The organism is Halovibrio salipaludis (assembly GCF_002286965.1).
Lineage (GTDB): Bacteria > Pseudomonadota > Gammaproteobacteria > Pseudomonadales > Oleiphilaceae > Halospina > Halospina salipaludis.
Genome location: NZ_NSKD01000003.1, coordinates 19,790 through 44,391 on the forward strand (window position 1 = coordinate 19,790; position 24,602 = coordinate 44,391).

Here is a 24,602-nt window from a genome sequence, read left to right on the forward strand (position 1 = left end):
TAAAACATGCGTGTAATCTACACCTTTACATCCAGGCAGGGCAAGAATTCAGAAACATTACCGCAACATTCTCTGATAACAGCCCAATTGGATTTGACCATATACAGCCTTTTTCTTCGCCACTTGGCAACTTGATTCTGGTAAGAATTACATACCAACCTGACTCAGGGCTGACAAACGCAACTGCAATCAGTCAGCCCCGATTCAGCTTCCGGAGTTACGCTGATGGTTTACATGACGTCAGCGTTTATCGATGACACTTATCATGATCATCAGCACCGATCTTAAGGCATACTGGTATTATCAACGAACCACCGAAACAGGAGTTTCCCGGCAATGGAAATCAAAACGTTCAGAGACCTGATCGATTGGACGCGCAACCTGCACCACCAGACGTCAACCTGCCTGGCGCATTGCGCTACAGAACACGAAGAGGAACGGGCCCGCGCCCTGTTGGACTACCTTGCCACCCATGAAGCCGAGTTGGAGAAGACGGTCGAAGGATTCGAAACTGAGGGCGATGCCCGGGCCCTGAAAACCTGGATCTATGACTACCTTTCACACAACCCCATCAAAACCCATCGCACCTGTGATTCGCCCTACACGAAACTGGATTTCAACGGCATTGCCAAGGAAATCTTTGACTTCCACGACCAGATTATCGATCTCTACCAGAATCTCAAGGATCGCGCCGAGATCCCAGAGGCCCGGGACATGGTGGAGAATCTGCTGAACCTGGAGCGTCACGAAGCCATGCGCATCGCCCGGGAAATCGGACGCATGCAGGACGTGTGATAGGCGTGTTTCAGAAGATGGTCCGGGAGGTGGGACTCGAACCCACAAGGCACAAGGCCACTCGATTTTGAGTCGAGCGCGTCTACCAGTTCCGCCACTCCCGGTAAGGCTGGCTCACTGCGCTGGGCAGTGACCGACGGATTATACGCGCGGTCTGTGCCGCGTCAATCACAGTGCATCGAACAGCGACAGACGCGAAATCTGAGCGAATGACTGCTGGGCGGCCTGGAGGGTGAAGTTCTGCTGGGTGAGGCGGCTGATGGCCTCAGCGTAGTCCACGTCCTCGAGATCCGAGAGCGTTTCCTCCGCCAGCAGATCACTGTCCTTGAGGAACTCCTGTGTGGTTTCCACGGTGTTCAGCCGTGTGCCCACGCCGGACTGGATCTCCGTGGCGCGATCCTCCGCGTTCTGCAGGTTGGCCAGTCCCTGGTCAATGGTATCCTCAAGCGCTTCACGCCCTTCCGGGGTGTTGGGGTGAGTCTCCAGCCCCTCGATCATCTTCTCCATGGTGCCGAAGATGCTCTGCTGGTCACCGGTTTCGACCCTGAAGGAATCTCCACCCTCCGGCTCACCGCTCACTTCAAAACGCATACCGTTCACTTCAATGGGACTGCCGCTGGTGTAGTCCTCATCCGTAATGAACTCTTCCCCGGTCTTTTCAGACTTGACCGTGTATTGGGTATCCCCGCCGTTTTCCTCAAACGCCACCACCAGATCGTCCGGGTAGAACGACTCAAACGCCTCCCGGTCCGTCACAACCCCGGTACTGATTCGGCCACTGCCCCCGTTGCCGGAATCCGCCCGCGTATTGAATGTGGGCCGGTCGCTGTCAATCGCCTCAAATGTTTCGCGGCCGTTGTCGTTAACCTTGAGGGTAACGCCGTCATCGATCTGCACCGAGCGCTCACCGGAATCCCCCCGGTATTCAATATTACCGGAGACGTCTTCCCCGAACGGCTTCTCACCGCCCTGGAACCCAGCGAACAGGAACTCCCCCTCCGGACCCTGGGTGTTGGCAATGCTCACCATCTGGTCCTTAACCTGCCGAAGCTCCTGGGCAATGGACTCGCGATCCGACTCACTCAGAGAACCACTGCCAGCCTGGACCATCAACTCGCGGGTACGGGCCAGCGCATCCGTATAGCTGGAAAGCGCCCCGTCCTCCCGTTCCAGGCGGGTCTGCGTCATATCCAGAGTATCCTGGTACTGTTCACTGCGCGCCAGATCATCCTTGAGCTGGACGATCCGGGTGGACGCCACCGGATCATCCGAAGGGCGCAGCACTTCCTTGCCCGTCGCTACCTGCTCCTGGGTACGGGCCTGCTGGGCGTTGAGGTTCTGGAACTGCTGGATCCCCTGATTGAAGATCTGACTTGTGGAGACACGCATGATCACCCTCCCCTAGTTGAAGGTGCCGAGCAGGGTATTGAACAGGTCCCGGGCCACCGAGACCACCTGCGATGAGGCGCTGTAGGCGTTCTGGAACTCGATGAGCCTGCCGGCCTCCTCATCGAGATTGACGCCGGACTGCTCTTCCCACTGCTTCTGGGACTGCTCCTTGAGCGTTCCGGCCGCCTCCTGGTCCACCTGGGCCGTCTGGGTCCGGGATCCGACGTCCTCAACCACGGAACCATAGGCATCGGTGAAGCTGAAATTGCCGTTGTCCAGGTAATTCTTGGCGTTCAGGTCCCCCAGAGCCAGGCCGTTTCGGTTGTCGGAGGTGCCACCCTCATTGGTTTCAAGGCGAAAGCTGTCACCGGCTTCGGGGTTGCCGCTGAGTTCGAACTGAAAACCTTTGTAGGCAGGGTCGCTGCTGGGGGCCCGCTCAAAGAAATTTTCCCCAGATGCTGCTGCATCAGTCGCCGTAAGACGCACACCAGCAGCAAGCGTGGTATCCACATAGCCGCCAACAGTCCTCTGTTGACCATCATTGAGAGTTTGAGATCCAGCAGTCCCTCCACCCTCATAGGGAATCGGTTTCCCAACACCGAGCTGAGCGCCATTAGGCGCGTCGAGCGAGATACGAATATCTTCACCACGTTCCGAGCGCAGCTTCACACTGTTTCCGTCGTTTATGACTGAAAGCCCCAGTGACTGGAAGTCTGAATTTTCCTGCATAGCCTCGTTAAGGCTGTCCGCCGTCAGCGGCCCATCAACATCCAAGCTTACATTTCTTGTGACATCCGAACCATCTGCCAAAGCCACCTCAACTGTCGGGTTGTTCCCCGTATTCCCCGAATCAGAAGGATCTGGAGTCAGCGTTACTTCCGTGTAAGCCGTTGCCTCAACGCCTCTCTGGTTGTTGAGTTTGTCAGCAATTGACTGAGCTGATTCTTTATCACCGTCTTCATTGATAGTGATCGGTGACTGAGTTGATACCACCCCTGTTTCCGGATCGCGGGTCCTTATAGTGATGTCCTGCTCCCCATAAATAGAATCCGGATCAGCGCTAGGGCCATTGGCGGCTGGACCTGAAGCCGTCAAGCTCCGACTACCCGGATCCCCACTGAACACCGTGTTCGTCTTCCCCGGCTCAAACCGCACATTGTTCATAGGCGGATCCAGCGGCTTGGGGTTGGCAGGATCGGAAACGTCCACCACCTCATACCGGTTTTCGGAGAGGAACCGAATCTCCATGGGCGGATCCAGGTTGCCGTTTTCATCCAGCGCGTCCAGTCGCCGCCCCGTATCCGGATCGCGGACATCCAGCATGGTTCCCTGGCTTATCTGGCCGGTGCCCTGGTTGCCGCTGCCCGCCTCAGCCCGGATGGGCGCGGCCAGTGCTATCTCTTCGCCACTGGAAATTGCCCTTTCCATGTCCCGGCCACCGTTATAAGTGGGTCGGATGTTGAATTCGTCGCCCTGCTGGAAGTCACCAGACTCCAGTTCGATCTCGAATCCATCCATAGTGATGGTCGAAGGCTGTGTGCTGCTGATGCTGCCGCTTTTGACCTGCTCGCCAGTGGTCGCGTCACGAATGCGATACTGCTGGTCATCCGGGCCCGTGAATTCCAGCGTGTAGGAACGGGTATCCAGCTTGCTGCTGTCCGTGATGTCCACCCGGGCCTGACGGTTCCCGTTTTCAGCGGTTTCAGCGGACGGCGTGATCCGCCCCCGCGCCAGGGATTCCGAGTTGATGTCGCGGAAAAAGTTGCCGCCCAGGTTGCCGTTCAGGTCCTGACCCAGCTGGTGCTGCTCATTCATGCGCTCGGACAGGCCTATGGCGATCCGGCCGATGCCGTTGAGCGTTGGCTCAAGGATCTCGTCCCGGAACGTCAGGTTGCCGCCCAGGGCGCCCCCCGTAATCTCATGGGTAATGGCCCGATCCCGGCCGACGCCTTCCAACAGCACTTCCCGCCGGCCCGCCTGCTCGGTGCTGCCGGAGAGGCGCAGCGTGGCGCTGGTGCCCTTGCTGACCATGCCCTGCCCCTTGCCAATGCTCACATCGACGGTGCCGTCATTGTTCTCATTGGTCTGGACCTGCACCAGCTCCGAAAGCTGGCGCAGTTTCTCATCCCGCTTATCCAGAAGCTCGTTTGCATCACGCCCACTGGCACGGCCCGGCGACTCGGCAATTTTGACGTTGAGTTCCGCGATGCCATCGGCCAGTGAATTGATCTCGCTCAGATTCGCGGAGATGCGATCATCAACGGTCTGTTCCCGGGAGCGCAACTGACTGTCCACGGACTTGAATCGCGCCACCAGATTATCCGCTTGGTTGAGCGCCTGCTCGCGCAGTGAGCTGGAGGCCGGGCTCTCCGCTGCATCCTGGAGTGTGCCAAAGAACTGGGTCAGGGCCTGGTTGAGACCGGTATTTTCATTACCGAGCAGGTCATCCATACCATTCAGGTTCTCCACCAACGCCGTCTGCTCCGAATGCAGCGTGGTGTCCGAGCGCAGCTGCGTATTGACGAATTCATCGTTAAGGCGCTGGATGTCCGCAATATTCACGCCCTGGCCGATGTAGCCACTGCCAGTGGCCTGGGAAGGGTTGGACTGGAAATCCGCCCGCTGCCGGCTGTAGCCCGGGGTATTGGCGTTGGTGATGTTGTTACTGGTGGTCTCCAGCGCCTTCTGGTTGGACAGGATGCCGGTCAGGCCCGTATTCAGCAGACTCATGGCAGCTTACTCCCCTTCCGTCCCGTCATCGATCACGGCACCCAGCGTGGGGCGCTCCATGATGTTCTGGATCTTGTCGGCATAGCCCGGGTCGGTGGCGTAGCCGGCATCCTGAAGTGCCTGGGCGAAGGCCTGCGGATCATCCGCCTGCTGCAGTACCTTCTGGTAGCGCGGGTTCTCGTTCAGGAAGCTGGCGTAGTCCTCGAAGCTGCTGGCGTAATCCGGATAGGCGCGGAAATCCGCCTTTTCCTTCAGGGGCAGGCCGTCACGGTATTCAGTGGTGGTGATCTCGACCTTATCGCCGTTCCAGCGCTCATCCGCCTTGATGCCGAACAGGTTGCGGCTGGGCTCCTGCTCACCGCCGATCATGTTGCGCCCCCAGCCGGTTTCCAGAGCGGCCTGCGCGATCATCACCTGGGCCGGCACACCGGTTTTCTCACTGACATCACGGGCAATGGGGCTGAGCTCCTGAACGAACTGCTCCGGGCCGTTGAACTGTTCCGGCAGCTCTTTGCCGCCGCCATCAGCTGAGCCAGAGCCGGCATTACCCTCTTCCGGCATCATCTGGCGGACCTCGTCCACACGCTCCGCCAGTTTCGGGTCGGGCGCCGGCAGATCCCGGCTGTATTCCGTGATGCTGGTTCGGGCATCCGGGCGGTCAGCGCCCTGCTCACCCCCACCGAGCTGGCGCACCAGCTGATCCGCGATGCCGATGCTGCGCTCCCGGGTCAGGCTCAGGGTCAGCTGCTTGTCGAACATGTCCTGGTACTGCTCAGTCTCCTGGCTGTTCAGGTAGTTGCCCTCACTGAACACCTCGTTGGCCGAGCGCATGGACTTCATCATCTGCTGCAGGAACAGACTCTCGAACTGTTTGGCAACCTTCTCAAGCGCCTTGTCCCGGTCGGTATCAGCCAACCGCTTGAGATCGCTCATGGCGCTCATGTCGGTGTAGACGTGTGCGTCGCTGGTACCACCTGCAGATGACTGGATCATGGCTTCAACCTCAGATAACGATCAGTTCCGCGCGCAGCGCGCCAGCCTGTTTGAGCGCTTCCAGCACGGCCATGATGTCGCCCGGAGCCGCGCCCACCTGGTTCACGGACTGCACGATCTCGTTCAGCGTGACCGCCGGCCCGAACTTGAACATGCGGGCCTCCTCCTGCTCGATGGCCACATCCGTCTGCGGCACCACCAACGGGTCGCCGTCGCCGAAAAGACCAGGGGCCACGGCCTCCGGGTTCTCGGTAATGGTCACGCTCAGGTTGCCGTGCGTGACCGCCGCCGGGCTGACCTTGACGTTCTCCCCCACCACGATGGTGCCGGTGCGGGAGTTGATCACCACTTTCGCGGACTCTTCCGCCGGGGTGATCTCGATGTTCTCGAGAATCGACAGGAAACTGACGCGCTGCGATGCATCCCGCGGCGCCCGCACCCGAACCGACGAGGCATCCTTCGCGTACGCTGTCTCGGAGCCGAGTTTGTTGTTGATTGCCTCCACAACCCGGCGCGCCGTGGTGAAATCCGGATTGCGGAGATTCAGGGTGATGGTGTCGCCCTCCGAGAAGGCCGTGGGCACCTGACGCTCCACTGTCGCCCCCTGCGGAATACGCCCAACGCTGGGCACATTCACAGAGATGGAGGAACCATCCTGCCCCTCGGCACCAAAGCCACCAACCACCAGGCTGCCCTGGGCCATGGCATAGGTCTGGCCATCCGCGCCCTGGAGGGGGGTCATCAGCAGTGTGCCGCCGCGCAGGCTGTCAGCATCCCCCACGGACGAGACCGTGACATCGATCTCCTGGCCGGGGCTGGCGAAGGGCTGGAGATCCGCCGTGACCATGACGGCCGCCACGTTGTCCGCCCCGGGATCAACGCCCGGGGGAATGGTGATCCCGAACTGATCCATCATGTTGCGCAGGCTCTGGTTCGTGAAGGGCGCGCCATCCCCACTGCCATCAAGCCCGACCACCAGGCCGTAGCCGACCAGCTGGTTATCGCGCACGCCCTTGACCGAGGTCAGGTCCTTGAGCCGGTCGGCCTGCACCGGACCTGCCACCAGCGCAACCAGCACCAATACAGCAGCAATCCGATTCAACATGACACGTCCTCCTGACCGGCTGCTCACAGCGGCCACCATTCACTGTTGAAGAAGCGGGTCAGCCAGCCCATGCGGTTGGCCTGGTCAAAGTCCCCCGTGCCGCCATAGGAGATCCTCGCATCCGCGATCCGGCGGGAATTCACACGGTTATCCGAGCCGATGTCCTGCTGGCGTATCAGCCCGGAGACCCGCACGTATTCCTTGCCCTGGGTCAGCTCCAGCCATTTCTCGCCGCGCACCCGCAGCACACCGTTGGGCATCACCTCCACCACAGTGACCGTGATGCTGCCGCTGATCTGATTGCTCTGGTCCGCCTCGGCCTCACCGTCAAACTGGCGGTCCTGGCTCACATCGGTCCCTACATCAAGACCGTCCTGCCCGAGAACCGACGGGGCCTCGAGATCCGTCTCACTGTCCTTGGTGATACTGGTGTTGGAGGTCTTGGAGGCAGCCGTGCTTTCCTGGAGCTCCACGGTCACCACATCGCCCACATTCAGCGCCTTACTGTCGCTGAACAGGTTATGCCTGCGGGAATTCTGGTAGATGGAGCCGTTGACCGGCTGATCCGCCATCATGGCCTCCGGCTCCACCGGCGCGAACGCCGGGTCACCGGGCTTGGCCCGCTCCCGGGTCATCGCCTGGCAGCCCGCCAGCGTCACCATCAGAATCAGCAGCGCGGCCCTTTTGAGCAGTATGGACGGCTTGGTCATAACGGTTCTCCCCCTACCCGACGCGTTACAGGTTCTGGGTAATGAACTGGAGCATCTGATCCGAAGACGAGACGACCTTGGAGTTCATCTCATAGGCCCGCTGGGTGGTGATCATGTTCACCATTTCCTCAACCACCTCCACGTTGGAGCCCTCCAGCATGCCCTGCTCGATGGTGCCGATGCCGTCAATGCCGGCCTCCCCGATCAGCGGGTCCCCGCTGGCCGCGGTCTCCTGATAGAGGTTGCTGCCTATAGCCTGAAGACCCTGGGGGTTCACGAAGTCCGCCAGCTCGATCTGGCCCAGTTCCTGTGGCTCGGGTTCATTGGCGATCTTGGCACTGACGGTGCCGTCCCGGCCGATGGTGACCGAGGTTGCGTCTTCCGGCACGTTGATATTGGGCTCAAGCGGATTGCCGTTGGGCGTGACGATGTCGCCCTCGGAATTGAGCTGGAATTCACCATTGCGGGTGTAGGCGATCTCACCGTCGGGCCTGAGAACCTGGAAAAAACCCTTGCCATCAATGGCCATATCCAGGGACTGATCCGTGACTTTCATATCCCCCTGGGTATGCTCCTTGCTGGTTGCCGCAACGCGTACACCAGTACCCAGCTGCAGCCCGGAAGGCAATTCCGTGTTCTGGGAAGACAGGCCGCCGGGCTGGCGCTCCGTCTGGTACATCAGATCCTGGAAATTGGCCCGGTCACGCTTGAACCCCGTGGTGTTCACGTTCGAAAGGTTGTTGGAGATGGTGCTCAGCTGTTTGTCCTGAGCGGCGAGGCCGGTCTTGCTGACCCAAAGTGCTGGATGCATTGCTCTGTCCTCCGATCGCGTGGGTGAGGCGCCCTTCCGGGCGGGCGGCATCGGGTTGCCGCTTTTCCGTCACCCATGACGTTTCCATCAGAGGTCTTGCAACAGGCGTGCCACACTTTGGCTGTTTTCGTCCGCGGTCTGCATGGCCTTGACCTGCATCTCGTACTGGCGGGAAAGCTGGAGGTTCTGGATCATGGATTCCACGGGGGAGACGTTGGAGCCTTCAAGGAAGCCGCTGACCACCTGAACATCGCCATCCGGCTGCAGCGGGCCCTGCTGGTCGGCATCGGGTTTGAGACGGAACAGACCGTCATCCCCCTTCTGGATCTGGTCTTCCCCCGGGTCCACGAGCTTGAGCCGGTCCACCTCCACCAGCTGATCACTCGGTGCCCCGGCCGGCACCACTGAGAGGGTTCCGTCGGCACCGATTTCGATCTTGTCCGCCGGTGGCACGGCAACCGGGCCACCGTTGCCCATGACCGGCAGCCCCTCGCCGTTACGCAGGATGCCGTTGGCATCAACCTGAAGGCTTCCGGCACGGGTATAGGCCTCGTCGCCGGGTTCCGGCTCCACCGCCAGCCAGCCGTCGCCCTTGATCGCAACATCCAGGGAGCGGCCGGTCTGCTTCATCGGGCCGTGGCTCAGGTCCGCCCCCGGGTTCTCCGTCATGGCATAGGCCCGGGACGGGTGGTGCTCGCCGTATACCGGCATGCTGCGGGCATTGGCGAAGTCCTGCTTGAACCCGGTGGTATCCGCGTTCGCCAGATTGTTGGCGTTGACCTGCTGCGCGTACATGTTCTGCTTGGCGCCGGTCATGGATAGATAGAGCGAGCGGTCCATGGAACCCTCCTGTGCTCAATTAGCCCCTCAACCCGCGGCCTTACCGCAGGTTGATGATGGTCTGGGTGATCTGGTCCGAAGTCTCAATGGTCTTGGAGTTGGCCTGGAAGTTCCGCTGTGCGGTGATCAGGCCCACCAGCTGCTCGGAGAGATCCACGTTGGATTCCTCAACGGAGCTCGATTGGATTGCCCCCAGAGGACCGGTATTGGGTCGGCTGATCACAGCATCACCAGACTCGAAGGTCTCAACCCAAGCGGTATCACCTACCGGAGCCAACCCCTCATTGTTCCGGAAATTCGCAAGCGCCACCTGACCGATGGCTTCGGATTCACCGTTGCTGAAGCGGGCCTGGATCACACCGTCATCGGTCACATCCAGACCTGTCAGCCGACCAGTGGAAAAGCCATCCTGCTGCAGATCATTAACCGCAAACTCAGCGCCAACCTGGGTGGTATTGCCATAATCAATCACAAAATTGGAGCTTTGTGGCGGTTCTGGAATGGGGGCCTCACCACCCGGGTTAGGTCCCGCAGCACCATTCGGATTACCACCGGCATCCAGCGGCGTCCAGTTATCAATCAGAACCTCGTCCGAAAGGTTGCCGTTCAGACTTCCATCGTCATTGAACCTCAATTCGTATTCAGCCAGCGTTGGATTGCCATCAGAATCATCAGGTCCAACATTCTCACCATCGATCTGGACATAGCTTTTCCAGAGATTTTCAGGGTTGGTCCCTGTTGAGGGCTCTTTGACGAAATACTGTGTCAGTTCATGCCCATTACCGAGGCTGTCGTAGATCGTAGTGGACGTAGAGTGGTTGTAGGTATTCGGGTCGTCAGGGTTGAACGGATTCCTCGTGGTCAGATCGGTACCGTCGAATTCGTTTCCATCTAGGATCTTGGTATCACCAGCTGCGATCTCGTAACCGCGGTCAACCTGGAAGTTGAGCGTACCCCGTGCCGTTGCCTCGGTGTTGGCGCCTGTGGTATCGAGATTCACGGGACCGCTGTTATTTGGTGCATCCAGCTCAGCTTGGAAGTTAGTCCCCTGGATACTGACATTGATGTTGTTCCCCTCGCTCTCTTTGAGCAGAACCTCACCTGAGACGTCAGGATCGACACTGATTCCATCAGGCGCCCCTTCATCCAAGATTTTATCCCGCAAATCATCAAGGTTGTTAACACCATCCATGGTGTATGTCTGAGTCCCAATCGTAATCTCATCAGTCGCAGCAATGTTGGTCAGGTCCGTTATTCTCACCTGGTTTGTCGCATCCACCCTCAGCCCGTCTTCCTGAGTCAAGCGCTGGGCAATAGTCGCAGCTGAGGAGTTTTCCGGTATCTCCTCACCAAGCGTGTAAGTCGATTCATCCGGGCGTGTTATTTCCCAGTAATCGTCACCCTGCGCGTCAAAACTGTCGCTGCCAGCTACGACCTGACTGATATCATCGCCTGCTGCATCAAAATCCCTGAATTCTTCCCGGATAACTTCTTCCCTGGCATCCAGGTTAAGGTTGGCATCCACATCGGTCGTTCGTTTGGGGGCGAGGTTCTCGGTATTGACCTCCAGATCACCCCGCACGTCGCCTACTTCGCCATCCTCATTAGCCTGAAAGCCCTGAACACGTGCACCCTGGTTGTTGGTGATGAAGCCTTCCTGATTGACACCAAACTCACCAGCCCTGGTGAACTGCTGTTCCCCCCCGTTATTGACGACGAAAAAACCCTCACCATTGATCGCCATATCCAGACCATTACTGGTGGCAGTGACGTTGCCCTGCTGAAACAGCTGCCGGGTATTCTGGACCCTGACGCCTTCACCAGTATCCGTGCTGCCCAGATTCAGGAGCCCCGAGGAATAGAGATCCCCGAACTCCGCCCGCGAGCGCTTGAAGCCCGTGGTGCTTGCGTTGGCGATGTTGTTGCCTTTCACGTCCAGATCCGTCTGGGCCGCATTGAGTCCGCTGAGTGCGATATTGAACGCCATGTGACACCTCGCCCACTACTTGTTATCAGTTGATCTGTTTGACCTGGTCCAGCGGCACTGAGCCGCGCCCTGCCAGATTCAGCGTCACGCCCCCGTTCTCCAGGTTGACGCTGTCCACGTTCGCATTGAGCCGGGTGGCCAACTCCTGAGTCTCGCCGTCGTACTGGGCTTCCGCCTGAACCCGGTAATCCCCTGGCTCCATCAGGTCGCCGTTGCCGTTCTCACCGTCCCAGCTGAAATCCACCGTGCCGCTGCCCCGGGGGCCCATGTCCATCTGACGAACCAGTTCACCGGAGGGGTTGTACACGTTGACCCGCAGATTCGAGGTGGCATTGGGCACGTCCACCGCGCCCTTCACCTGGCCCTCAGGACCAAGGTTGGCGATGTTACCCTCCACCTGGACCTGCTGCCCCACCATGGCGGAAGCCTGCAGCGCCTGGGTTGAGCGGAACTGGCCCATGGCATCCTCTACGGAGGTATTGATGCTCTGCATTTCCTCGAGGGACGAGAACTGGGCCAGCTGGGCCACGAAATCCTCGTTCTTCTGCGGGTCAAGCGGGTTCTGGTTCTTCATCTGGGCCATCATGAGATCCATGAACTCATTGCGGCCCATATCCGAGGCTTTCTTGCCGCCCTCGCTCTGACCCTTCTGATTCTCGTTCCGATACTCCTTGAGGATGTCGGAAGCCGAGTTGTTTGAGCCGTTAACGCCGTCCATCATTGCTGCCCCCGCTCCCGTTTACTGACCCTGACCCAGCGTCATCACACGCTGCATCATGCTCTTGGCCGTGTTCATCACCTCAACATTGGTCTGGAAGGAGCGCGACGCCGACATCATGTCCGCCATTTCCTCCACCACGTTGACGTTCGGGTAATACACATAGCCGTTGTCATCCGCCTTGGGATGATCCGGCTGATAACGCTGTTCCAGCTCCACATCGCTTTCCACGATGGCATCCACCTGAACCCCGGCGGATTCCAGCTCATTGCGCGAGAAGCCAGCTTCCTGGGCACCACCGCCCTGGCCCATCATGTCTGCCTGGATGGCGGAGAAGATGGGTTTGCGCGCCCGGTAAACCTCGTCGGTACTGGAGCTGGCCGTCTCGGCGTTCGCCAGGTTGCTGGAGGTTGTGTTCAGCCGGATCGACTGGGCCGACATGGCAGAGCCGGCAATATCAAAGACCTGATTGAGTGACATGGTTTACTGCCCCGCGAGTGCGTCTTTGAGTCCCTTAATACTGCTGTTCAGGAACTGGAAACTGGACTGGAACTCCATGGAGTTGCGCATGTACTTCGACATCTCCGTCTGGGTATCCACGGTATTGCCATCGATCGACGGCTGGATCGGGTTGCGGTACATCAGCTCCGGGCTGCCGCCACCGCCACCCTCGCCGGTCATATGCCCGGAATCCGAGGCTGTCATCGCCATGCCTTCCTGCTGGCCCTGGGCCTCCTGCAAGGCGGCCTGGAAATCAATATCACGTGCCTTGTAGCCGGGCGTATCGGCATTGGCGAGGTTGTTGGCGAGCACTTCGGAGCGCTGGGAGCGCAACCGCATTGCGTCGTCGTGAATGCCGAATGCGTTGTCAAAGCTGATCGTGGTCATGACTGGCCCCTTTTTGCCGGGTAATCGGGCTTTGTCGGTATTAAGCAATAGCGGTGCCAAAGTGCTACACTCCTTTGTATTCAGGCATTAACGCCGCAACGGCAAAAATACGGGTGCAATAGCGGCAAACCTGTGCCAGTGCCGGAAACCGCTGTCTTCGGGGTCAATTGTGAGCCCGGGCGTTTGCTGGTAACGTTCCCTCAACATGGATGCGATCGTTGGACAATGATGAACGTACCCCTCATGCCTTCGAGCCTGACGGCCATGGACCCCAAGCAGAAGCCGAGCGCCATTCCGCCCATGCCGGATTACCATGCGCGGGTACTCGGCTACATGGCCGGTGCGGCCATTCTCGGCACAGGGGTGTTTCTCGATCACTTCCATGACTACCTGATCTGGTTCGTGCCACTGGCCCTGATCTGGCCACACGTTCTCTACTTCCTCTCCCGCGCGATATTCCCCAAACGCACACCACAGATCCGCGAGCGCATACTGCTGCTCGACGGCTTCCTCATCGGCTCCTTAACGGTCTATATCGAGTTCAGCGTCATGCCGTCAATGATGCTGCTGCTGATGATCAGCTTCAGCGGCATCATTGTCGGGGGGCTGAGGGCCTGGGCGCTGAACGTTGCCGCGCTGGCGGTTGGGGTGCTCTCATCACTGCCGGTTGCCGGTGCCAGCTTCGAACCATGGGCTCCGCCCACGCTCACCGTGGTGAGCGGCGTGGTGACCACCCTCTATGTGTGCGTCATGGCCTTCTACACCTATCTCCAGGCGCGCGCGCTGGTGGCGGCCAAGTCCCAGATCCAGTACCAGCGTGAACAGTCCATCGCCCTCTCGCACAAGCTGGCCAAGTACCTGTCGCCCCAGGTGTGGCAGTCCATCTTCACGGGTGAACGCGACGTGCGGCTGGAAACCCAGCGCAAGAAACTGGCGGTTTTCTTCTCCGACATCCAGGGGTTCACCGAGCTTTCCGAGGAGATGGAACCGGAAGGGCTGACGGAGCTGCTCAATACCTACTTCACCGAGATGTCCCAGATCGCGCTGAAGTATGGCGGCACCATCGACAAGTTCGTGGGCGACAGCATCATGATCTTCTTCGGTGACCCCACCAGCCAGGGCGCGAAGAAGGACACACAGGCCTGTGTGTCCATGGCCATCGAGATGCGCAAGCACATGACGGTGCTTCGCCAGAAATGGAAAAGCCAGGGCATCCGCACGCCCCTGGAGATCCGCATGGGCATCAGCACCGGTTTCTGCACCGTGGGCAACTTCGGCGCGGACAACCGCATGGACTACACCATCATTGGCAAGGAAGTGAACCTGGCCAGCCGGCTGGAGGAACTGGCGGATCCCGGCGAGATCCTGGTGTCCTATGAGACCTTCTCACTGATCAAGGACAGCATCCTGTGCCGTGACAAGGGCGAGATCACCGTGAAGGGCTTCGCACGCCCGGTACCCATCTACCAGGTCATCGACCTGCGCCAGGATGTGGGCGACCAGCGCAGCTTCCTCGAACACGAGGGTGACGGCTTCGCCATGTACCTGGACTCGGAAAAGGTCAGCGAGGGTGAGCGCGAGCACATCATCCAGGCGCTGGACCGGGCGGCCCGGCGCCTGCGCGACGAGTAGCGCCTACTGGCGCAGGAGCCTCGGGGCCGGCGCATCCCCCTGGTGGGTCGAGCGCCAGGGGTTGATGTCGAGCCCACCACGGCGGGTATAGAACGCCCCCACACTCAGCCGCTCCGGCGTCAGGGTATTCCTCAGATCCGTGAAGATCCGCTCCACACAGGCCTCGTGGAAGTCCCGTGCCTCGCGATAGCTGATGACATAGCCCAGCAGCGCTTCCGGGCGTATGCGGGCCCCGGTGTAGTGGACCACAAGCGTGGCCCAGTCCGGCTGGCCCGTCACCGGGCAGAGGCTGCGCAGCAGGTGCGAACACAGGGTCTCGGTGACCACATCGCCATCCAGCGAACGCAGTGAGGCCAGAGGCCCATCGTCGGGCATGATCACGCCTTCCACGTTATCAATCAGGTGCGCCCCTTCAGGCCGAGCCACCAGCCCGGCATCCGCGTCCACATCCCCCAGCACCACGGAGACCGCAGCGCCCGCGGCTTCGGACAGATCCCGCTCAATGGTGGTGCGCACCGACTCCACGCCCTCGAACACTGTGCTGTTGAAGGCATTGAGATACAGCTTGAGCGACTTGGATTCAATCAGGTTGGGCGAATCCGCGGGCACCCGGAACTCGGCCGTGGCCACCCGGGGCACCCCATCCGGGCGCAGCCAGCTCAGTTCCCAGGCCTGCCAGCGGTCCTCGCCCTGCCAGGGCCAGCCGTCAGCCAGCCCCAGGGGCTCCCGTGCCTGCGCCCGGGCCACGGGATACAGAAGCGCCGGATCATAGTGCTCCGGGTAGGCGCTGGTCCGGCCCAGTGGTGCATCATCCAGTTCCATGTCGCCTCCTCAGCTGCGGATGCCCTTGCCGCGGTCAAGCAGGCGCAGGCTCACCGTGAACAATACCACCGAGAACACCAACAGCATCCCAATGGCCCAGACCGGTCCAACGTCGGAAGCCCCCAGCACCCCGTAGCGGAAAGCGTTGACCATGTAGAGGATCGGATTGGCCATGGAGAGCCCCTGCCAGAACGGATCCAGCAGGTTGATGGAATAGAACACGCCCCCGAGATAGGTCAGTGGCGTCAGCACAAAGGTCGGCACAATCGAGATGTCATCGAACTTGGTGGCGAACATGGCGTTGATGAACCCGCCCAGAGAGAACACCAGCGACGTGAGCAGCGCCGTGGTAACCACCAGGACCGGGCTGTAGAACTCCAGGGTGGTGAACGCCAGTGACACCAGCATGACCACGAAACCCACGATCAGGCCGCGCGCCATGCCACCGGCCAGGTAGCCAGTCAGGATCACCCAGTTGGGCGTGGGCGAGACCAGCAGTTCCTCAATGCTGCGCTGGAACTTCATGCTGAAGAACGAGGACACCACATTGGCGTAGGAGCTGGTGATCACCGACATCATGATCAGCCCCGGCACAATGAACTCCATGTAGTCGTAGCCTTCCATGGGCCCGATGCGGCTTCCGATCAGGTTGCCGAAGATCACGAAGTACAGGGTCATGGTCACCGCTGGCGGCAGCAGGGTCTGCGGCCAGATGCGGGTGAAGCGCCGCACCTCGCGCACGACGATGGTCATGAAGGCGATCCAGATCTGGTACGGCGTCATGCGCTCTCCTCCTCTTCGGATTCCGGCAGCGAACGCCCCACCAGGCTCATGAACAGCTCCTCCAGCCGGTTGGAACGGTTGCGCATGCTGGTCACCTCCCAGCCCTGCTCACCGAGCTGGCGGAAGACGTCGTTCAGGCCGTCCTCCTTTTCAACCTCGACGACCAGTGCCCCCTCGTCATTGCGGAAGCAGTGATAGCCCTCAAGCTGCGGCAGGGTTCCGGGATCGTTGCGGATATCGAGTATGAAATGCTCCATGCTCAGCTGCTGCAGCAGGGCCTGTTTGGAGGTGTGCTGAAGGATGCGGCCACCGTCGATGATGGCGATGTTGCGGCACAGCGCTTCCGCCTCCTCCAGATAGTGGGTGGTCAGGATGATGGTGACCCCCTCGCGGTTGATGCGCTCAAGAAATCCCCACATGGAACGCCGCAGCTCAATGTCCACGCCCGCCGTGGGTTCGTCCAGGATCAGGACCCGGGGCTCATGCACCAGCGCCCGGGCAATGAGCAGCCGGCGCTTCATGCCCCCGGAGAGCATGCGTGCCGGAGAGTTGCGCTTGTCCCAAAGGCCCAGCTCGCGCAGGTAACGCTCGGCATTGAGCGCCGCCCGGGCCGGCGCCATCCCGTAATAGCCGGCCTGGGTGCGCACGATGTCACCCACTTTCTCGAACTGGTTGAAATTGAACTCCTGGGGGACAAAACCGAGCCATGTCTTGAGACGCGCGGGATCGGTATCCAGGTCAGCATCGAACACCCGCACCTGCCCGGACGTCTTGCGCACCAGAGAGGCAAGCACGCCGAGCGTGGTGGATTTGCCGGCCCCGTTCGGCCCCAGCAGGGCAAAGAAGTCACCGGCTTCGACCTGCATATCAATCCCCTTCAGGGCCTCAAGGCCGCCGGGAAAGGTCTTGCGCAATCCGCGAATATCCAGTGCGTATTCCATAGAGATCTCTTATCGAATCAACGTCGCTGATTATGGGGATCACGTGCCCTGATGCAAGGGCATTGCCCAATCTGCGACCTGTGTCAGATCAGAACCGGCTGCAGCTTCCTACAATGCCGAAACGCAACAGTTCAGGGCCTATGGACGAGCAATGACCACCCAGACCCCGCGATACGCAGCACGGATGATAACCACCCTTCTCACCACGGGATGCCTGCTGGCACTTGCCGGCTGCGGCGGCAGTGATAGCGACGGGAACGGCGACCTGCGCACGGGCACCCTTTTCACCCAGGGCGTCGAGAACCTCCATTATGAAACGCGCAGCCAGTCCGGGACCACCAATGAGGACGGCGAATTCCGCTACCGCCCCGGCGAGACACTGACCTTCCGGGTGGGCAACCTTGTCCTCGCCGAAAACGTGCCCGCCGCCCCCCTCCTCACGCCCGTCGACTTCACGGCGGAGGCCCGCAGGCAGCTGCACAGCGGCGGCACCGATAATGAAAACCTGGAAACCCATCGCGGCATTGAAGAGGATCTGGCGGAAAACAACGCGATCGCCATCAACATCACGCGCCTGCTTTCCGCACTCGCGGAGCAGGACAATCCGGGTTCCTCGGAGGAAACTCTCGAAATCACGCAACGGACCATCGATCAGCTCAACAGCTACCTGGCCGATGACAGCAATCCACGCATTGATTTCAGTGTTTCCACCGAATCGTTCTCAAGGCCGGATAACGTCTCGAATGACAACCGGGACCCCGAGACGGGTGACCTGATCGACCCGTCACCAGCCAACCGCCTGCTGGACAGCATCTGCTTCGAGCCGGAAGGCGACGAGCTCTGTGAAGCCCCGCCCACCCAGTCCGAGATCGACAATGCCAGCGGTGAGCAGCAGGAAGAGCTGTCGGATGAACGATCCAACATCCTCAATGCCCGCCGCACACTCGAGGGGGCCACCACCGGCAACGCCATTGAGTTTCTTTCCCAGGATACGCTGGATTTCAGGAACGACCTGGCGACCGCCTTCTACCTTGATCCCGGCACCCTGACCATCAGCCCCTCAGATGGCCGCATCAGAACAGTGGCCATCAAACGCACCGGTTCATCCGGCTTCTCACTGAAACGGCTGGAGGCGAAAGCGAAGGGTACGGGCTGGGCGGTCCACAGCGTGGACCGCCAGGAAGGCACCGTGGAATTCTACCGGAATACCAGCAGCCCCGCGGAAAGCGGCACGATACTCGTGAACTTCAAGGTGGATTACCCGGGGTTCGACAACTACCGCTGGTTCCGCAAGAACCTGCTGGTGGAAGTCAACTGAACAGCCCCTTGAGACTCCAGCGGGAGCGCTGGCGTGCCGCCGCGCCGGTCACCTCGTACTGCGAGGGATCAATGCCCCCGTAACCGAAGGGTTTGCAGTCCACGATGCGGGCGTTGGCGTCCGCCGCCTCCTCATTCTGTTTGGCCAGATCCACGATGTGGCCCTGCTGGAGGGGCTTCTTATCGGTATCGGTCAGCACCATCACGCTGGGCCAGAGGCGGCGCTTCGGCGTGTGTGACACCACCACGGCCACCTCGCGGGTCGCCAGTTCCACGATGGTGCCCGTCGGGTAGACCCCCACCGCCTGAATGAACTGCTCAACCAGATCTTCCTGGAACTGGCTGTTGCGGCACTCAAAGAGCCTGGAGACAGCCTGGGCCGGCGTCAGCTGGCTGCGCCTGTCCCTGGGCTCAATCAGGGTTTCATAGTAATCAACCAGCCCTACGAGCTTCGCCAGCAGGGGAATATGCTCACCGTTGACCTGCTGCGGGAACCCGGTGCCGTTATGGCGTTCCCGGTGGTAACGGATCACGTTCACCACCACGCGCGGCAGACCGGAAGCCGCCGCAAGGCGGGCCCCGACCTCCGGGTAGCGGCAGTAGGTCTGCCACTGCTCAGCGGTCAGCTCACGCTCGGGCACCTGCATGCCCTCGGGCAGACGCGCCTTACCGATGTGCGAGAGCAACGCGCCCAGCGAAAGCTTGTGCAGCACGTCCGGGTCCAGCCCGAGCTGACGCCCCAGAAGCAGGGCCCAGATGCTGATGTTGAGGGAATGGCGATAGGAGTAATCATCGCGGCTCTGGACGCGGCTGAGCCACAGCAGCGCATCGGGATTACGTGCCACGCTCTCTGCCATCGTGCGGGCAACAGAGGAAACCTCTGCCACGTCGACCTCACTTTCGCCGGCAGCCAGGGTTTCATTGACCTTGTCCAGGGCTTTCTCAACGCCGTCCAGAACCGGCTGAACGTCGCGGATTTCCTTGCGCAGAGGGCGTGTGGTCTCGTAATGATGGGGATTGCGGACCTTGATGGCCGGCAGCTTGATCACCTTGCCATCACTGCTGTCACGCCGGGCCGCGGCCCCCGAGGAGTCGGCGGCCTTACTCTCGCGCTTCTCCGCCACATCCACGTGAACATGGCGGCAGTGCCGGGTCAGCTCATCCAGTTCCTGCTGGTTGCGGATGTAGAACCCCTGGATGGGGAACGGCGTCTCATGCCACGGCCGATCAAGATCCGCAACGAACATGCCGATTTCGAGTTCCTTTACGGAGATCTTTCGCCGCTGTACACCCATGGATTCGTCCTCGACGCCCGGAATGACTTCTTTGTGTTGCTTCTTCTTTTTTGCATTGTTTCAAAATTGAAATAAGAAGCAACGCGCCGACTGTGACGATTCGTTCCGCAAATGCGGCGAAATGTTACAGGACTTTTCCGGGCGGGGATCACTCCTCGTCACAGACACGGTCATCGAGTTCCGGCGGGCGCTGGGTAAGGCTGCCGGTGGGCACAGTGCGCACCCGGAAGATATAGGGCACAGACGAGGCACGCGGATAGTCAACGTTGACCACCTCGTCGCCCATGTCCACACCCGTCTGGCGGGGGGAACAGCTGACGCTGAGTTCAACGCGGTTGCCAAGCTCGCGAACCCGCGTGCTGCCCCCGGCGTCGGTCAGCTGCATGCACACCTGCCCCGCGTCTACCGGGGAGCCGCCGTTCGCGGCATCCAGCCGAGGGTCACCACAGGCCGCAATTGCATCCTCCGAGCAGGTGCCTTCCATTCCGGGGTCGCGCAGTTTCCACTCGCGCCGGCTGCACTGGGTCGTCACGGTCACCGGTGTGGCGCTGTCCTGGCGCCAGTGCCAGGCGGGGTAGCGCGCGGTTTTCCATTTCAGCAGCACACGCCGCTCCTCTCCGGCGGAGTTCTCGGCGGTCATGGCGGAATAATGGGTCCGCTGTGTGGCACAGCCGGAAAGCCCCGTTGCCAGCAGCAGGACCAGCACGGCGCCAGTAGCAGTTCTCAAAGGCTTTCTCCCTGCTCGGTCTGCGTATCCATGAACGCCAGGCCATAGCCATCACTGGCCTCGCGCACCACCCGCATCCGGCGCACGGGCGCGGGTACGGGCAACCCCTGGACCTGGACCTCCACCTCACTGCCAATCCCGGGGAAAGGCTCATTATCCACAAGAACGAAGATACCGCCATCGGACAGATCACGCATTGTGAATACGTGCTCGCCGATATCGCGGTGGCGCACCATGATGCGCACACTCATGCTCGTCCGGATGTAACGCCGCTGCTCAGGCATACTCCCTGTTCCACCCTTGATGCTGTCCGGAGCAAGCATAGCAGCTTCCGCCACGCCTGCAGCCTGAAAGCTAGTAGTTGCGAATCATTTACATTACAATACTGATCCCATCGCCATCATCACTCCAGGGAGAAACGGATGCAAAACAAACTGATTGGTCTCATCGTGCTGGTATTGATCGCCGCCGGTGGTTATCTCGGCATCTCAGCCGTTAACGAGCCCAGCACGCTCACGCTCTATTCCGGTCGGGGTGAGTCCATGGTCCGCCCGATGATCGAGCGCTTTGAATCCCGGACAGGTATCAATGTGGACGTCCGCTATGGCGACACCGCCCAGCTGGCCGTACTGCTGCAGGAGGAAGGCGACCAGACACCGGCCGACGTTTTCTGGGGCCAGGACGCTGGCGCCATGGGCTCGCTGGCGAAGGCGGACCGCCTGGCGACGCTGCCCGAGTCCCTCTATTCGGACCTGCCGCCCATCTTCCGCAGCCGCACCGGTGAATGGGTTGCCGTGACCGGCCGCGCCCGCACCTTCGTGTATTCCCCGGAGCGCGTCAGCGAGAGCGAAAAGCCCGAAAGCGTCTTCGACCTGACCGAGCCACAGTACGAAGGCCGCGTTGGCTGGGCGCCGACCAATGGCTCCTTCCAGTCGTTCGTTACAGCCATGCGCCATGAGCACGGCGACGAGCGGACCCTCGAATGGCTCGAGGCCATGGATGACAATGGCGTGGAAGCCTTCCGCAACAACAGCTCCCAGGTGGAGGGAGTAGCCGACGGCGCGATCGACTTTGGCCTGGTCAACAACTATTATCTGCCGCGCTACAAGGCGAACGATGAGCAATACCCTGCGGAACAGGACTTTTTCGAGTCCGGCGACATCGGTAACCTCGTAAACGTCGCGGGCACCGGCATCATCAAGGGCACGGAGAACCGTGAGCAGGCGGTTGAGTTCATCCGCTTCCTGCTGTCCCCCGAAGCCCAGGAGTACTTCACACAGGAGGTGCACGAGTACCCGGTGCGCAGTGACGTGGAACGCAACCCGCAGCTCAAGCCCCTGGAAGAGCTGGTGAACGCAGCTCCAGAGATCAACCTGGACGAACTCGAGGACCTGGAAGGCACGCTGGACCTGCTCCGCGAAGCGGACCTGATCTGACTCCTCCCGCACCAACGCCGGAGACTCCATGGCCCAGCGCGCCCCACTGCACATTCTGGCTCCCGCACTGCTGGTGGCGGTGGCCATGGTGGTACCGCTGGGCTACCTGGGGTTGCGCGCCTTCCAGGCGGATCCCCAGACCGTCATGGACCTGGTTTTCCGGGAGCGCAACCTCCATCTCCTGATCAACACCCTGAAACTCAGCTTCGGGGTACTGGTGGTTACAACCATCATCGCCCTGCCGCTGGCATGGCTGGTCACACGCACGGACATGGGCCACCGGCGCCTGCTCACCATTCTGGGTGTGGTCCCACTGGCGGTGCCCGGGTATGTGATGGCCTATGCGCTCATCGGTATTGGCGGGCACTACGGCATCACCGCCCAGCTCTTCGACTGGCAGCTGCCACGCATCCAGGGGTACTGGGGGGCTGTGGCAGGCCTGAGTCTCTATACCTTCCCGTACCTGTTCCTGAACCTGCGATCAGCGCTGCTCGGACTGGATGCCAGCCTCGAGGAAAGCGCACGCAGCATGGGTCACTCGGAGACGGCCATCTTCCGGCGCATCATCCTGAGCCAGCTCATGCCGTCACTCATGGCAGGCTGGCTGGTCATTGGGCTCTACGCGCTGGGGGATTTCGGGGTGGTGGCGCTCATGCGCTACGAGGTCTTCAGCTATGCCATTTTCAACCAGTACTCCGGCGCCTTCGACCGCATCTATGCGGCCTGGCTCTCTCTGATGCTGCTGGCCATCGCCTTGGTGTTCGTGATGAGCGAGAGCGTCATCCTGCGCCGCCGGCGACTGGCCAGCACGGGTCGGGGTGTGGAACGCCATGCCCCACCCCACCAGCTGGGGAAATGGCGGATTCCAGCGTGGGTGTTCGTCAGCGTCGTGGTACTGGCCTCGCTGGGTCTGCCCGTGGTGATCCTGGCCTACTGGCTGCTCATGGCGCCGCCGCCGCTGTCCTTCTTCCTGGAAGTACCGCTGGTCTTCGCGCGCTCCGCCGTGGCAGCCATGCCCGCGGCACTGCTGGCCACCGCCATGGCCCTGCCGGTGGCCTATCTGGCCGTGCGCCATCCCTCAAGGATGGCCAACGCCGTGGAGCGTTCCGCCTACATCGGTTATGCCATTCCACCGCTGACGCTGGCCCTGGCACTGGTGTTCCTGGCATTGAACACGGTCACTGTTCTCTACCAGACGCTGGCCCTGCTGATCCTGGGCTGGGCGCTGGCGACAGTGGCGCTGGCCATGGGCCCACTGCGCAGCACCCTGATGCAGATGCGCCCCAGCATGGAAGAAGCCGCCCACTCACTCGGGCATGGCCCCTCCAGCACCTTTTTCAACGTGGTCTTTCCCCACCTCAGGAAAAGCATTCTGGCCGCCCTGGCCCTGGTGTTCCTGTTCTGTATGAAAGAGCTGCCCATCACCTTCCTGCTGGCGCCCACCGGCTACACCACGCTGGCCGTGACTGTATTCAGCCGCACCTCAGAAGGTATGATGGCGGAAGCCGCCCCCTTTGCCGCTGCCATCATGCTGTTCTCCGGGCTTTCCGTTGCCCTGATCCTGAACCGTGAAGGGGACCGACACTGATGCGGGAGTATTCACCCATTCACAGCACCGCCCCTGCCAGCACTCCCCTGCTGAGCACCCGTCACCTTGTCCGCCGTTTCCGCGATGCGGACCGTCCTGCCGTGGACAACGTCTGCTTCGAGCTCTACCGCGGCGAGATCCTGGCGCTGCTGGGGCCTTCCGGTTGCGGTAAGACCACTACCCTGCGCATGATTGCCGGCTTCGAGACCCCTGACAGCGGCAGCGTCCTGCTGGGTGAGCGCGACATCACCAATGTCCCCACCCAGAAGCGGCGCATCGGCATGGTATTCCAGGACTACGCGCTCTTCCCCCACATGACGCTTGCCGAAAACGTCGCCTTCGCCATGACCCACCTGCCCCGCAAACAGCGCCATGCCAGAGCACTGGAATGGCTGGCACTGGTGAACATGGCGGAGCTCGGGGAGCGCTTCCCGGAGGAACTCTCCGGCGGGCAGCAGCAGCGTGTAGCCCTGGTACGAACCCTGGCAGCGGAACCCGAGCTGGTCCTTCTGGACGAGCCCTTCTCCAACCTGGACGCGGGGCTGCGTGAGCGCACCCGCAAGGAAATGCGGGAACTGTTCAAGAAAACGGGCACCACCGTGATCCTGGTCACCCACGACCAGGCCGAGGCCATGACGATGGCGGACCGCATCGGCGTCATGCGCCAGGGGCGGCTGCTCCAGGTGGGCCCGCCCCAGGCGGTCTACCGTGAGCCCGCCGATGCCTTTGTGGCCGAGTTCCTTGGCCATACCAACCTCCTGGAAGGCGAAGCAGCGGGGCTTTCCGCTGCCACCGCCCTGGGCCCCATCTCACTCAACACCCAGGCCCACGGGCCCGTGACCCTCTCGCTCAGGCCCGAGGATCTCGCCCTGGTGCGCTCTGAGGATCCGGACAGCGCCATCATCGTGGACCGGGAATTCCGGGGGCATGACTATTTCTACCTGCTCGCCCGGGGTGACAGCCGATACTGCGCCATCGTCCCCAACCACGATCCGCTGGAAGTCGGTGCCAGGGTCAGACTGCAGACGGCCGGGGAAGCCTCCGTGCTGCCGGACGAGGGGCGCTCCCAGACGCAGCACTGATGCCGCCATCGGG

General features: G+C 61.0%; 23 protein-coding genes and 1 tRNA gene. 6 read left to right on the forward strand and 18 right to left on the reverse strand.

All coding sequences use genetic code 11. The features are described 5' to 3' along the window. The first annotated feature begins 336 nt into the window (after nucleotides 1-336). On the forward strand, nucleotides 337-795 hold the full coding sequence (locus CK501_RS07845; RefSeq protein WP_095617198.1) for an ATPase: 459 nt from the start codon (nucleotides 337-339) through the stop codon (nucleotides 793-795). Between the two features lie 18 nt (nucleotides 796-813). On the opposite strand, the gene CK501_RS07850 is transcribed toward CK501_RS07845, so the two are convergent. The 12 genes from CK501_RS07850 to flgB form a co-directional block, all read right to left on the reverse strand. Then, nucleotides 814-899, reverse strand: a tRNA-Leu gene (locus CK501_RS07850). Between the two features lie 64 nt (nucleotides 900-963). Continuing rightward, nucleotides 964-2,184: a flagellar hook-associated protein FlgL gene (gene flgL / locus CK501_RS07855; RefSeq protein ID WP_095617199.1), complete on the reverse strand. Its 1,221-nt coding sequence runs from the start codon at nucleotides 2,182-2,184 to the stop codon at nucleotides 964-966. Between the two features lie 12 nt (nucleotides 2,185-2,196). Then, complete coding sequence (flgK, locus tag CK501_RS07860) at nucleotides 2,197-4,914, reverse strand: flagellar hook-associated protein FlgK (protein WP_095617200.1); 2,718 nt, start codon at nucleotides 4,912-4,914, stop codon at nucleotides 2,197-2,199. Between the two features lie 6 nt (nucleotides 4,915-4,920). After that, nucleotides 4,921-5,907, reverse strand: a complete 987-nt coding sequence (gene flgJ, locus CK501_RS07865; protein WP_095617201.1) for a flagellar assembly peptidoglycan hydrolase FlgJ — start codon at nucleotides 5,905-5,907, stop codon at nucleotides 4,921-4,923. Nucleotides 5,908-5,917: 10 nt separating this feature from the next. Next, nucleotides 5,918-7,012, reverse strand: coding sequence for a flagellar basal body P-ring protein FlgI (locus tag CK501_RS07870; RefSeq protein ID WP_095617202.1), 1,095 nt, complete (start codon nucleotides 7,010-7,012; stop codon nucleotides 5,918-5,920). Between the two features lie 23 nt (nucleotides 7,013-7,035). Next, nucleotides 7,036-7,722: a flagellar basal body L-ring protein FlgH gene (flgH, locus tag CK501_RS07875; RefSeq protein ID WP_095617203.1), complete on the reverse strand. Its 687-nt coding sequence runs from the start codon at nucleotides 7,720-7,722 to the stop codon at nucleotides 7,036-7,038. A 25-nt stretch (nucleotides 7,723-7,747) separates the two neighbouring features. Beyond that, on the reverse strand, nucleotides 7,748-8,533 hold the full coding sequence (gene flgG, locus CK501_RS07880; protein WP_095617204.1) for a flagellar basal-body rod protein FlgG: 786 nt from the start codon (nucleotides 8,531-8,533) through the stop codon (nucleotides 7,748-7,750). Nucleotides 8,534-8,620: 87 nt separating this feature from the next. Further along, the gene (gene flgF, locus CK501_RS07885; protein WP_095617205.1) at nucleotides 8,621-9,373 is read right to left on the reverse strand and encodes a flagellar basal-body rod protein FlgF; all 753 of its coding nucleotides are present in this window, start codon (nucleotides 9,371-9,373) and stop codon (nucleotides 8,621-8,623) included. 40 nt (nucleotides 9,374-9,413) lie between these two features. Then, the gene (locus tag CK501_RS17075; protein WP_095617206.1) at nucleotides 9,414-11,360 is read right to left on the reverse strand and encodes a flagellar hook protein FlgE; all 1,947 of its coding nucleotides are present in this window, start codon (nucleotides 11,358-11,360) and stop codon (nucleotides 9,414-9,416) included. 25 nt (nucleotides 11,361-11,385) lie between these two features. Continuing rightward, a complete protein-coding gene (locus CK501_RS07895; RefSeq protein ID WP_233128869.1) occupies nucleotides 11,386-12,081 on the reverse strand; it encodes a flagellar hook assembly protein FlgD in 696 nt (231 codons plus the stop codon). An 18-nt stretch (nucleotides 12,082-12,099) separates the two neighbouring features. Further along, the gene (gene flgC, locus CK501_RS07900; RefSeq protein WP_095617207.1) at nucleotides 12,100-12,558 is read right to left on the reverse strand and encodes a flagellar basal body rod protein FlgC; all 459 of its coding nucleotides are present in this window, start codon (nucleotides 12,556-12,558) and stop codon (nucleotides 12,100-12,102) included. A 3-nt stretch (nucleotides 12,559-12,561) separates the two neighbouring features. Then, nucleotides 12,562-12,966, reverse strand: a complete 405-nt coding sequence (flgB, locus tag CK501_RS07905) for a flagellar basal body rod protein FlgB (RefSeq protein WP_095617208.1) — start codon at nucleotides 12,964-12,966, stop codon at nucleotides 12,562-12,564. Between the two features lie 225 nt (nucleotides 12,967-13,191). Here flgB and CK501_RS07910 point away from each other — a divergent pair, with 225 nt between their 5' ends. Beyond that, nucleotides 13,192-14,598: an adenylate/guanylate cyclase domain-containing protein gene (locus CK501_RS07910; protein ID WP_233128870.1), complete on the forward strand. Its 1,407-nt coding sequence runs from the start codon at nucleotides 13,192-13,194 to the stop codon at nucleotides 14,596-14,598. A 3-nt stretch (nucleotides 14,599-14,601) separates the two neighbouring features. On the opposite strand, the gene queF is transcribed toward CK501_RS07910, so the two are convergent. Genes queF through CK501_RS07925 form a run of 3 tightly spaced genes read right to left on the reverse strand, consistent with a single transcriptional unit; the run spans nucleotide 14,602 to nucleotide 17,144 of the window. Continuing rightward, on the reverse strand, nucleotides 14,602-15,420 hold the full coding sequence (gene queF / locus CK501_RS07915) for an NADPH-dependent 7-cyano-7-deazaguanine reductase QueF (protein WP_095617209.1): 819 nt from the start codon (nucleotides 15,418-15,420) through the stop codon (nucleotides 14,602-14,604). A 9-nt stretch (nucleotides 15,421-15,429) separates the two neighbouring features. Further along, nucleotides 15,430-16,203, reverse strand: coding sequence for an ABC transporter permease (locus tag CK501_RS07920; RefSeq protein WP_095617210.1), 774 nt, complete (start codon nucleotides 16,201-16,203; stop codon nucleotides 15,430-15,432). Beyond that, nucleotides 16,200-17,144, reverse strand: coding sequence for an ABC transporter ATP-binding protein (locus CK501_RS07925; RefSeq protein ID WP_095617211.1), 945 nt, complete (start codon nucleotides 17,142-17,144; stop codon nucleotides 16,200-16,202). The genes CK501_RS07920 and CK501_RS07925 overlap by 4 nt, the downstream gene beginning before the upstream one ends. Before the next feature lie 151 nt (nucleotides 17,145-17,295). On the opposite strand from CK501_RS07925, the gene CK501_RS07930 reads away from it, so the two are divergent. Further along, complete coding sequence (locus tag CK501_RS07930; protein WP_095617212.1) at nucleotides 17,296-18,462, forward strand: hypothetical protein; 1,167 nt, start codon at nucleotides 17,296-17,298, stop codon at nucleotides 18,460-18,462. Here CK501_RS07930 and CK501_RS07935 read toward each other — a convergent pair. The 3 genes from CK501_RS07935 to CK501_RS07945 form a co-directional block, all read right to left on the reverse strand. Beyond that, nucleotides 18,455-19,756 carry an HD-GYP domain-containing protein gene (locus tag CK501_RS07935; protein ID WP_095617213.1) on the reverse strand — a complete coding sequence of 434 codons (1,302 nt, stop codon included), beginning with the start codon at nucleotides 19,754-19,756 and terminating at the stop codon, nucleotides 18,455-18,457. The genes CK501_RS07930 and CK501_RS07935 overlap by 8 nt on opposite strands. A 148-nt stretch (nucleotides 19,757-19,904) precedes the next feature. Continuing rightward, nucleotides 19,905-20,483, reverse strand: a complete 579-nt coding sequence (locus CK501_RS07940) for a hypothetical protein (protein WP_143421407.1) — start codon at nucleotides 20,481-20,483, stop codon at nucleotides 19,905-19,907. Then, nucleotides 20,480-20,806, reverse strand: a complete 327-nt coding sequence (locus tag CK501_RS07945) for a PilZ domain-containing protein (protein ID WP_233128871.1) — start codon at nucleotides 20,804-20,806, stop codon at nucleotides 20,480-20,482. The genes CK501_RS07940 and CK501_RS07945 overlap by 4 nt, the downstream gene beginning before the upstream one ends. A gap of 99 nt (nucleotides 20,807-20,905) precedes the next feature. Here CK501_RS07945 and CK501_RS07950 point away from each other — a divergent pair, with 99 nt between their 5' ends. Genes CK501_RS07950 through CK501_RS07960 form a run of 3 tightly spaced genes read left to right on the forward strand, consistent with a single transcriptional unit; the run spans nucleotide 20,906 to nucleotide 24,589 of the window. Further along, nucleotides 20,906-21,919, forward strand: a complete 1,014-nt coding sequence (locus CK501_RS07950) for an iron ABC transporter substrate-binding protein (RefSeq protein WP_095617215.1) — start codon at nucleotides 20,906-20,908, stop codon at nucleotides 21,917-21,919. 28 nt (nucleotides 21,920-21,947) lie between these two features. Next, nucleotides 21,948-23,507, forward strand: a complete 1,560-nt coding sequence (locus CK501_RS07955) for an ABC transporter permease (RefSeq protein WP_198949437.1) — start codon at nucleotides 21,948-21,950, stop codon at nucleotides 23,505-23,507. Continuing rightward, on the forward strand, nucleotides 23,507-24,589 hold the full coding sequence (locus CK501_RS07960) for an ABC transporter ATP-binding protein (protein WP_095617216.1): 1,083 nt from the start codon (nucleotides 23,507-23,509) through the stop codon (nucleotides 24,587-24,589). The genes CK501_RS07955 and CK501_RS07960 overlap by 1 nt, the downstream gene beginning before the upstream one ends. The last annotated feature ends 13 nt before the right edge of the window (nucleotides 24,590-24,602 follow it).

Bases quoted from the DNA above. Each gene is read 5' to 3' on its own strand.
- CK501_RS07845 (WP_095617198.1), top strand. From the start codon at position 337: ATGGAAATCAAAACGTTCAGAGACCTGATCGATTGGACGCGCAACCTG.
- flgL (WP_095617199.1), bottom strand. From the start codon at position 2,184: ATGCGTGTCTCCACAAGTCAGATCTTCAATCAGGGGATCCAGCAGTTC.
- flgK (WP_095617200.1), bottom strand. From the start codon at position 4,914: ATGAGTCTGCTGAATACGGGCCTGACCGGCATCCTGTCCAACCAGAAG.
- flgJ (WP_095617201.1), bottom strand. From the start codon at position 5,907: ATGATCCAGTCATCTGCAGGTGGTACCAGCGACGCACACGTCTACACC.
- CK501_RS07870 (WP_095617202.1), bottom strand. From the start codon at position 7,012: ATGTTGAATCGGATTGCTGCTGTATTGGTGCTGGTTGCGCTGGTGGCA.
- flgH (WP_095617203.1), bottom strand. From the start codon at position 7,722: ATGACCAAGCCGTCCATACTGCTCAAAAGGGCCGCGCTGCTGATTCTG.
- flgG (WP_095617204.1), bottom strand. From the start codon at position 8,533: ATGCATCCAGCACTTTGGGTCAGCAAGACCGGCCTCGCCGCTCAGGAC.
- flgF (WP_095617205.1), bottom strand. From the start codon at position 9,373: ATGGACCGCTCGCTCTATCTATCCATGACCGGCGCCAAGCAGAACATG.
- CK501_RS17075 (WP_095617206.1), bottom strand. From the start codon at position 11,360: ATGGCGTTCAATATCGCACTCAGCGGACTCAATGCGGCCCAGACGGAT.
- CK501_RS07895 (WP_233128869.1), bottom strand. From the start codon at position 12,081: ATGATGGACGGCGTTAACGGCTCAAACAACTCGGCTTCCGACATCCTC.
- flgC (WP_095617207.1), bottom strand. From the start codon at position 12,558: ATGTCACTCAATCAGGTCTTTGATATTGCCGGCTCTGCCATGTCGGCC.
- flgB (WP_095617208.1), bottom strand. From the start codon at position 12,966: ATGACCACGATCAGCTTTGACAACGCATTCGGCATTCACGACGACGCA.
- CK501_RS07910 (WP_233128870.1), top strand. From the start codon at position 13,192: ATGATGAACGTACCCCTCATGCCTTCGAGCCTGACGGCCATGGACCCC.
- queF (WP_095617209.1), bottom strand. From the start codon at position 15,420: ATGGAACTGGATGATGCACCACTGGGCCGGACCAGCGCCTACCCGGAG.
- CK501_RS07920 (WP_095617210.1), bottom strand. From the start codon at position 16,203: ATGACGCCGTACCAGATCTGGATCGCCTTCATGACCATCGTCGTGCGC.
- CK501_RS07925 (WP_095617211.1), bottom strand. From the start codon at position 17,144: ATGGAATACGCACTGGATATTCGCGGATTGCGCAAGACCTTTCCCGGC.
- CK501_RS07930 (WP_095617212.1), top strand. From the start codon at position 17,296: ATGACCACCCAGACCCCGCGATACGCAGCACGGATGATAACCACCCTT.
- CK501_RS07935 (WP_095617213.1), bottom strand. From the start codon at position 19,756: ATGGGTGTACAGCGGCGAAAGATCTCCGTAAAGGAACTCGAAATCGGC.
- CK501_RS07945 (WP_233128871.1), bottom strand. From the start codon at position 20,806: ATGCTTGCTCCGGACAGCATCAAGGGTGGAACAGGGAGTATGCCTGAG.
- CK501_RS07950 (WP_095617215.1), top strand. From the start codon at position 20,906: ATGCAAAACAAACTGATTGGTCTCATCGTGCTGGTATTGATCGCCGCC.
- CK501_RS07955 (WP_198949437.1), top strand. From the start codon at position 21,948: ATGGCCCAGCGCGCCCCACTGCACATTCTGGCTCCCGCACTGCTGGTG.
- CK501_RS07960 (WP_095617216.1), top strand. From the start codon at position 23,507: ATGCGGGAGTATTCACCCATTCACAGCACCGCCCCTGCCAGCACTCCC.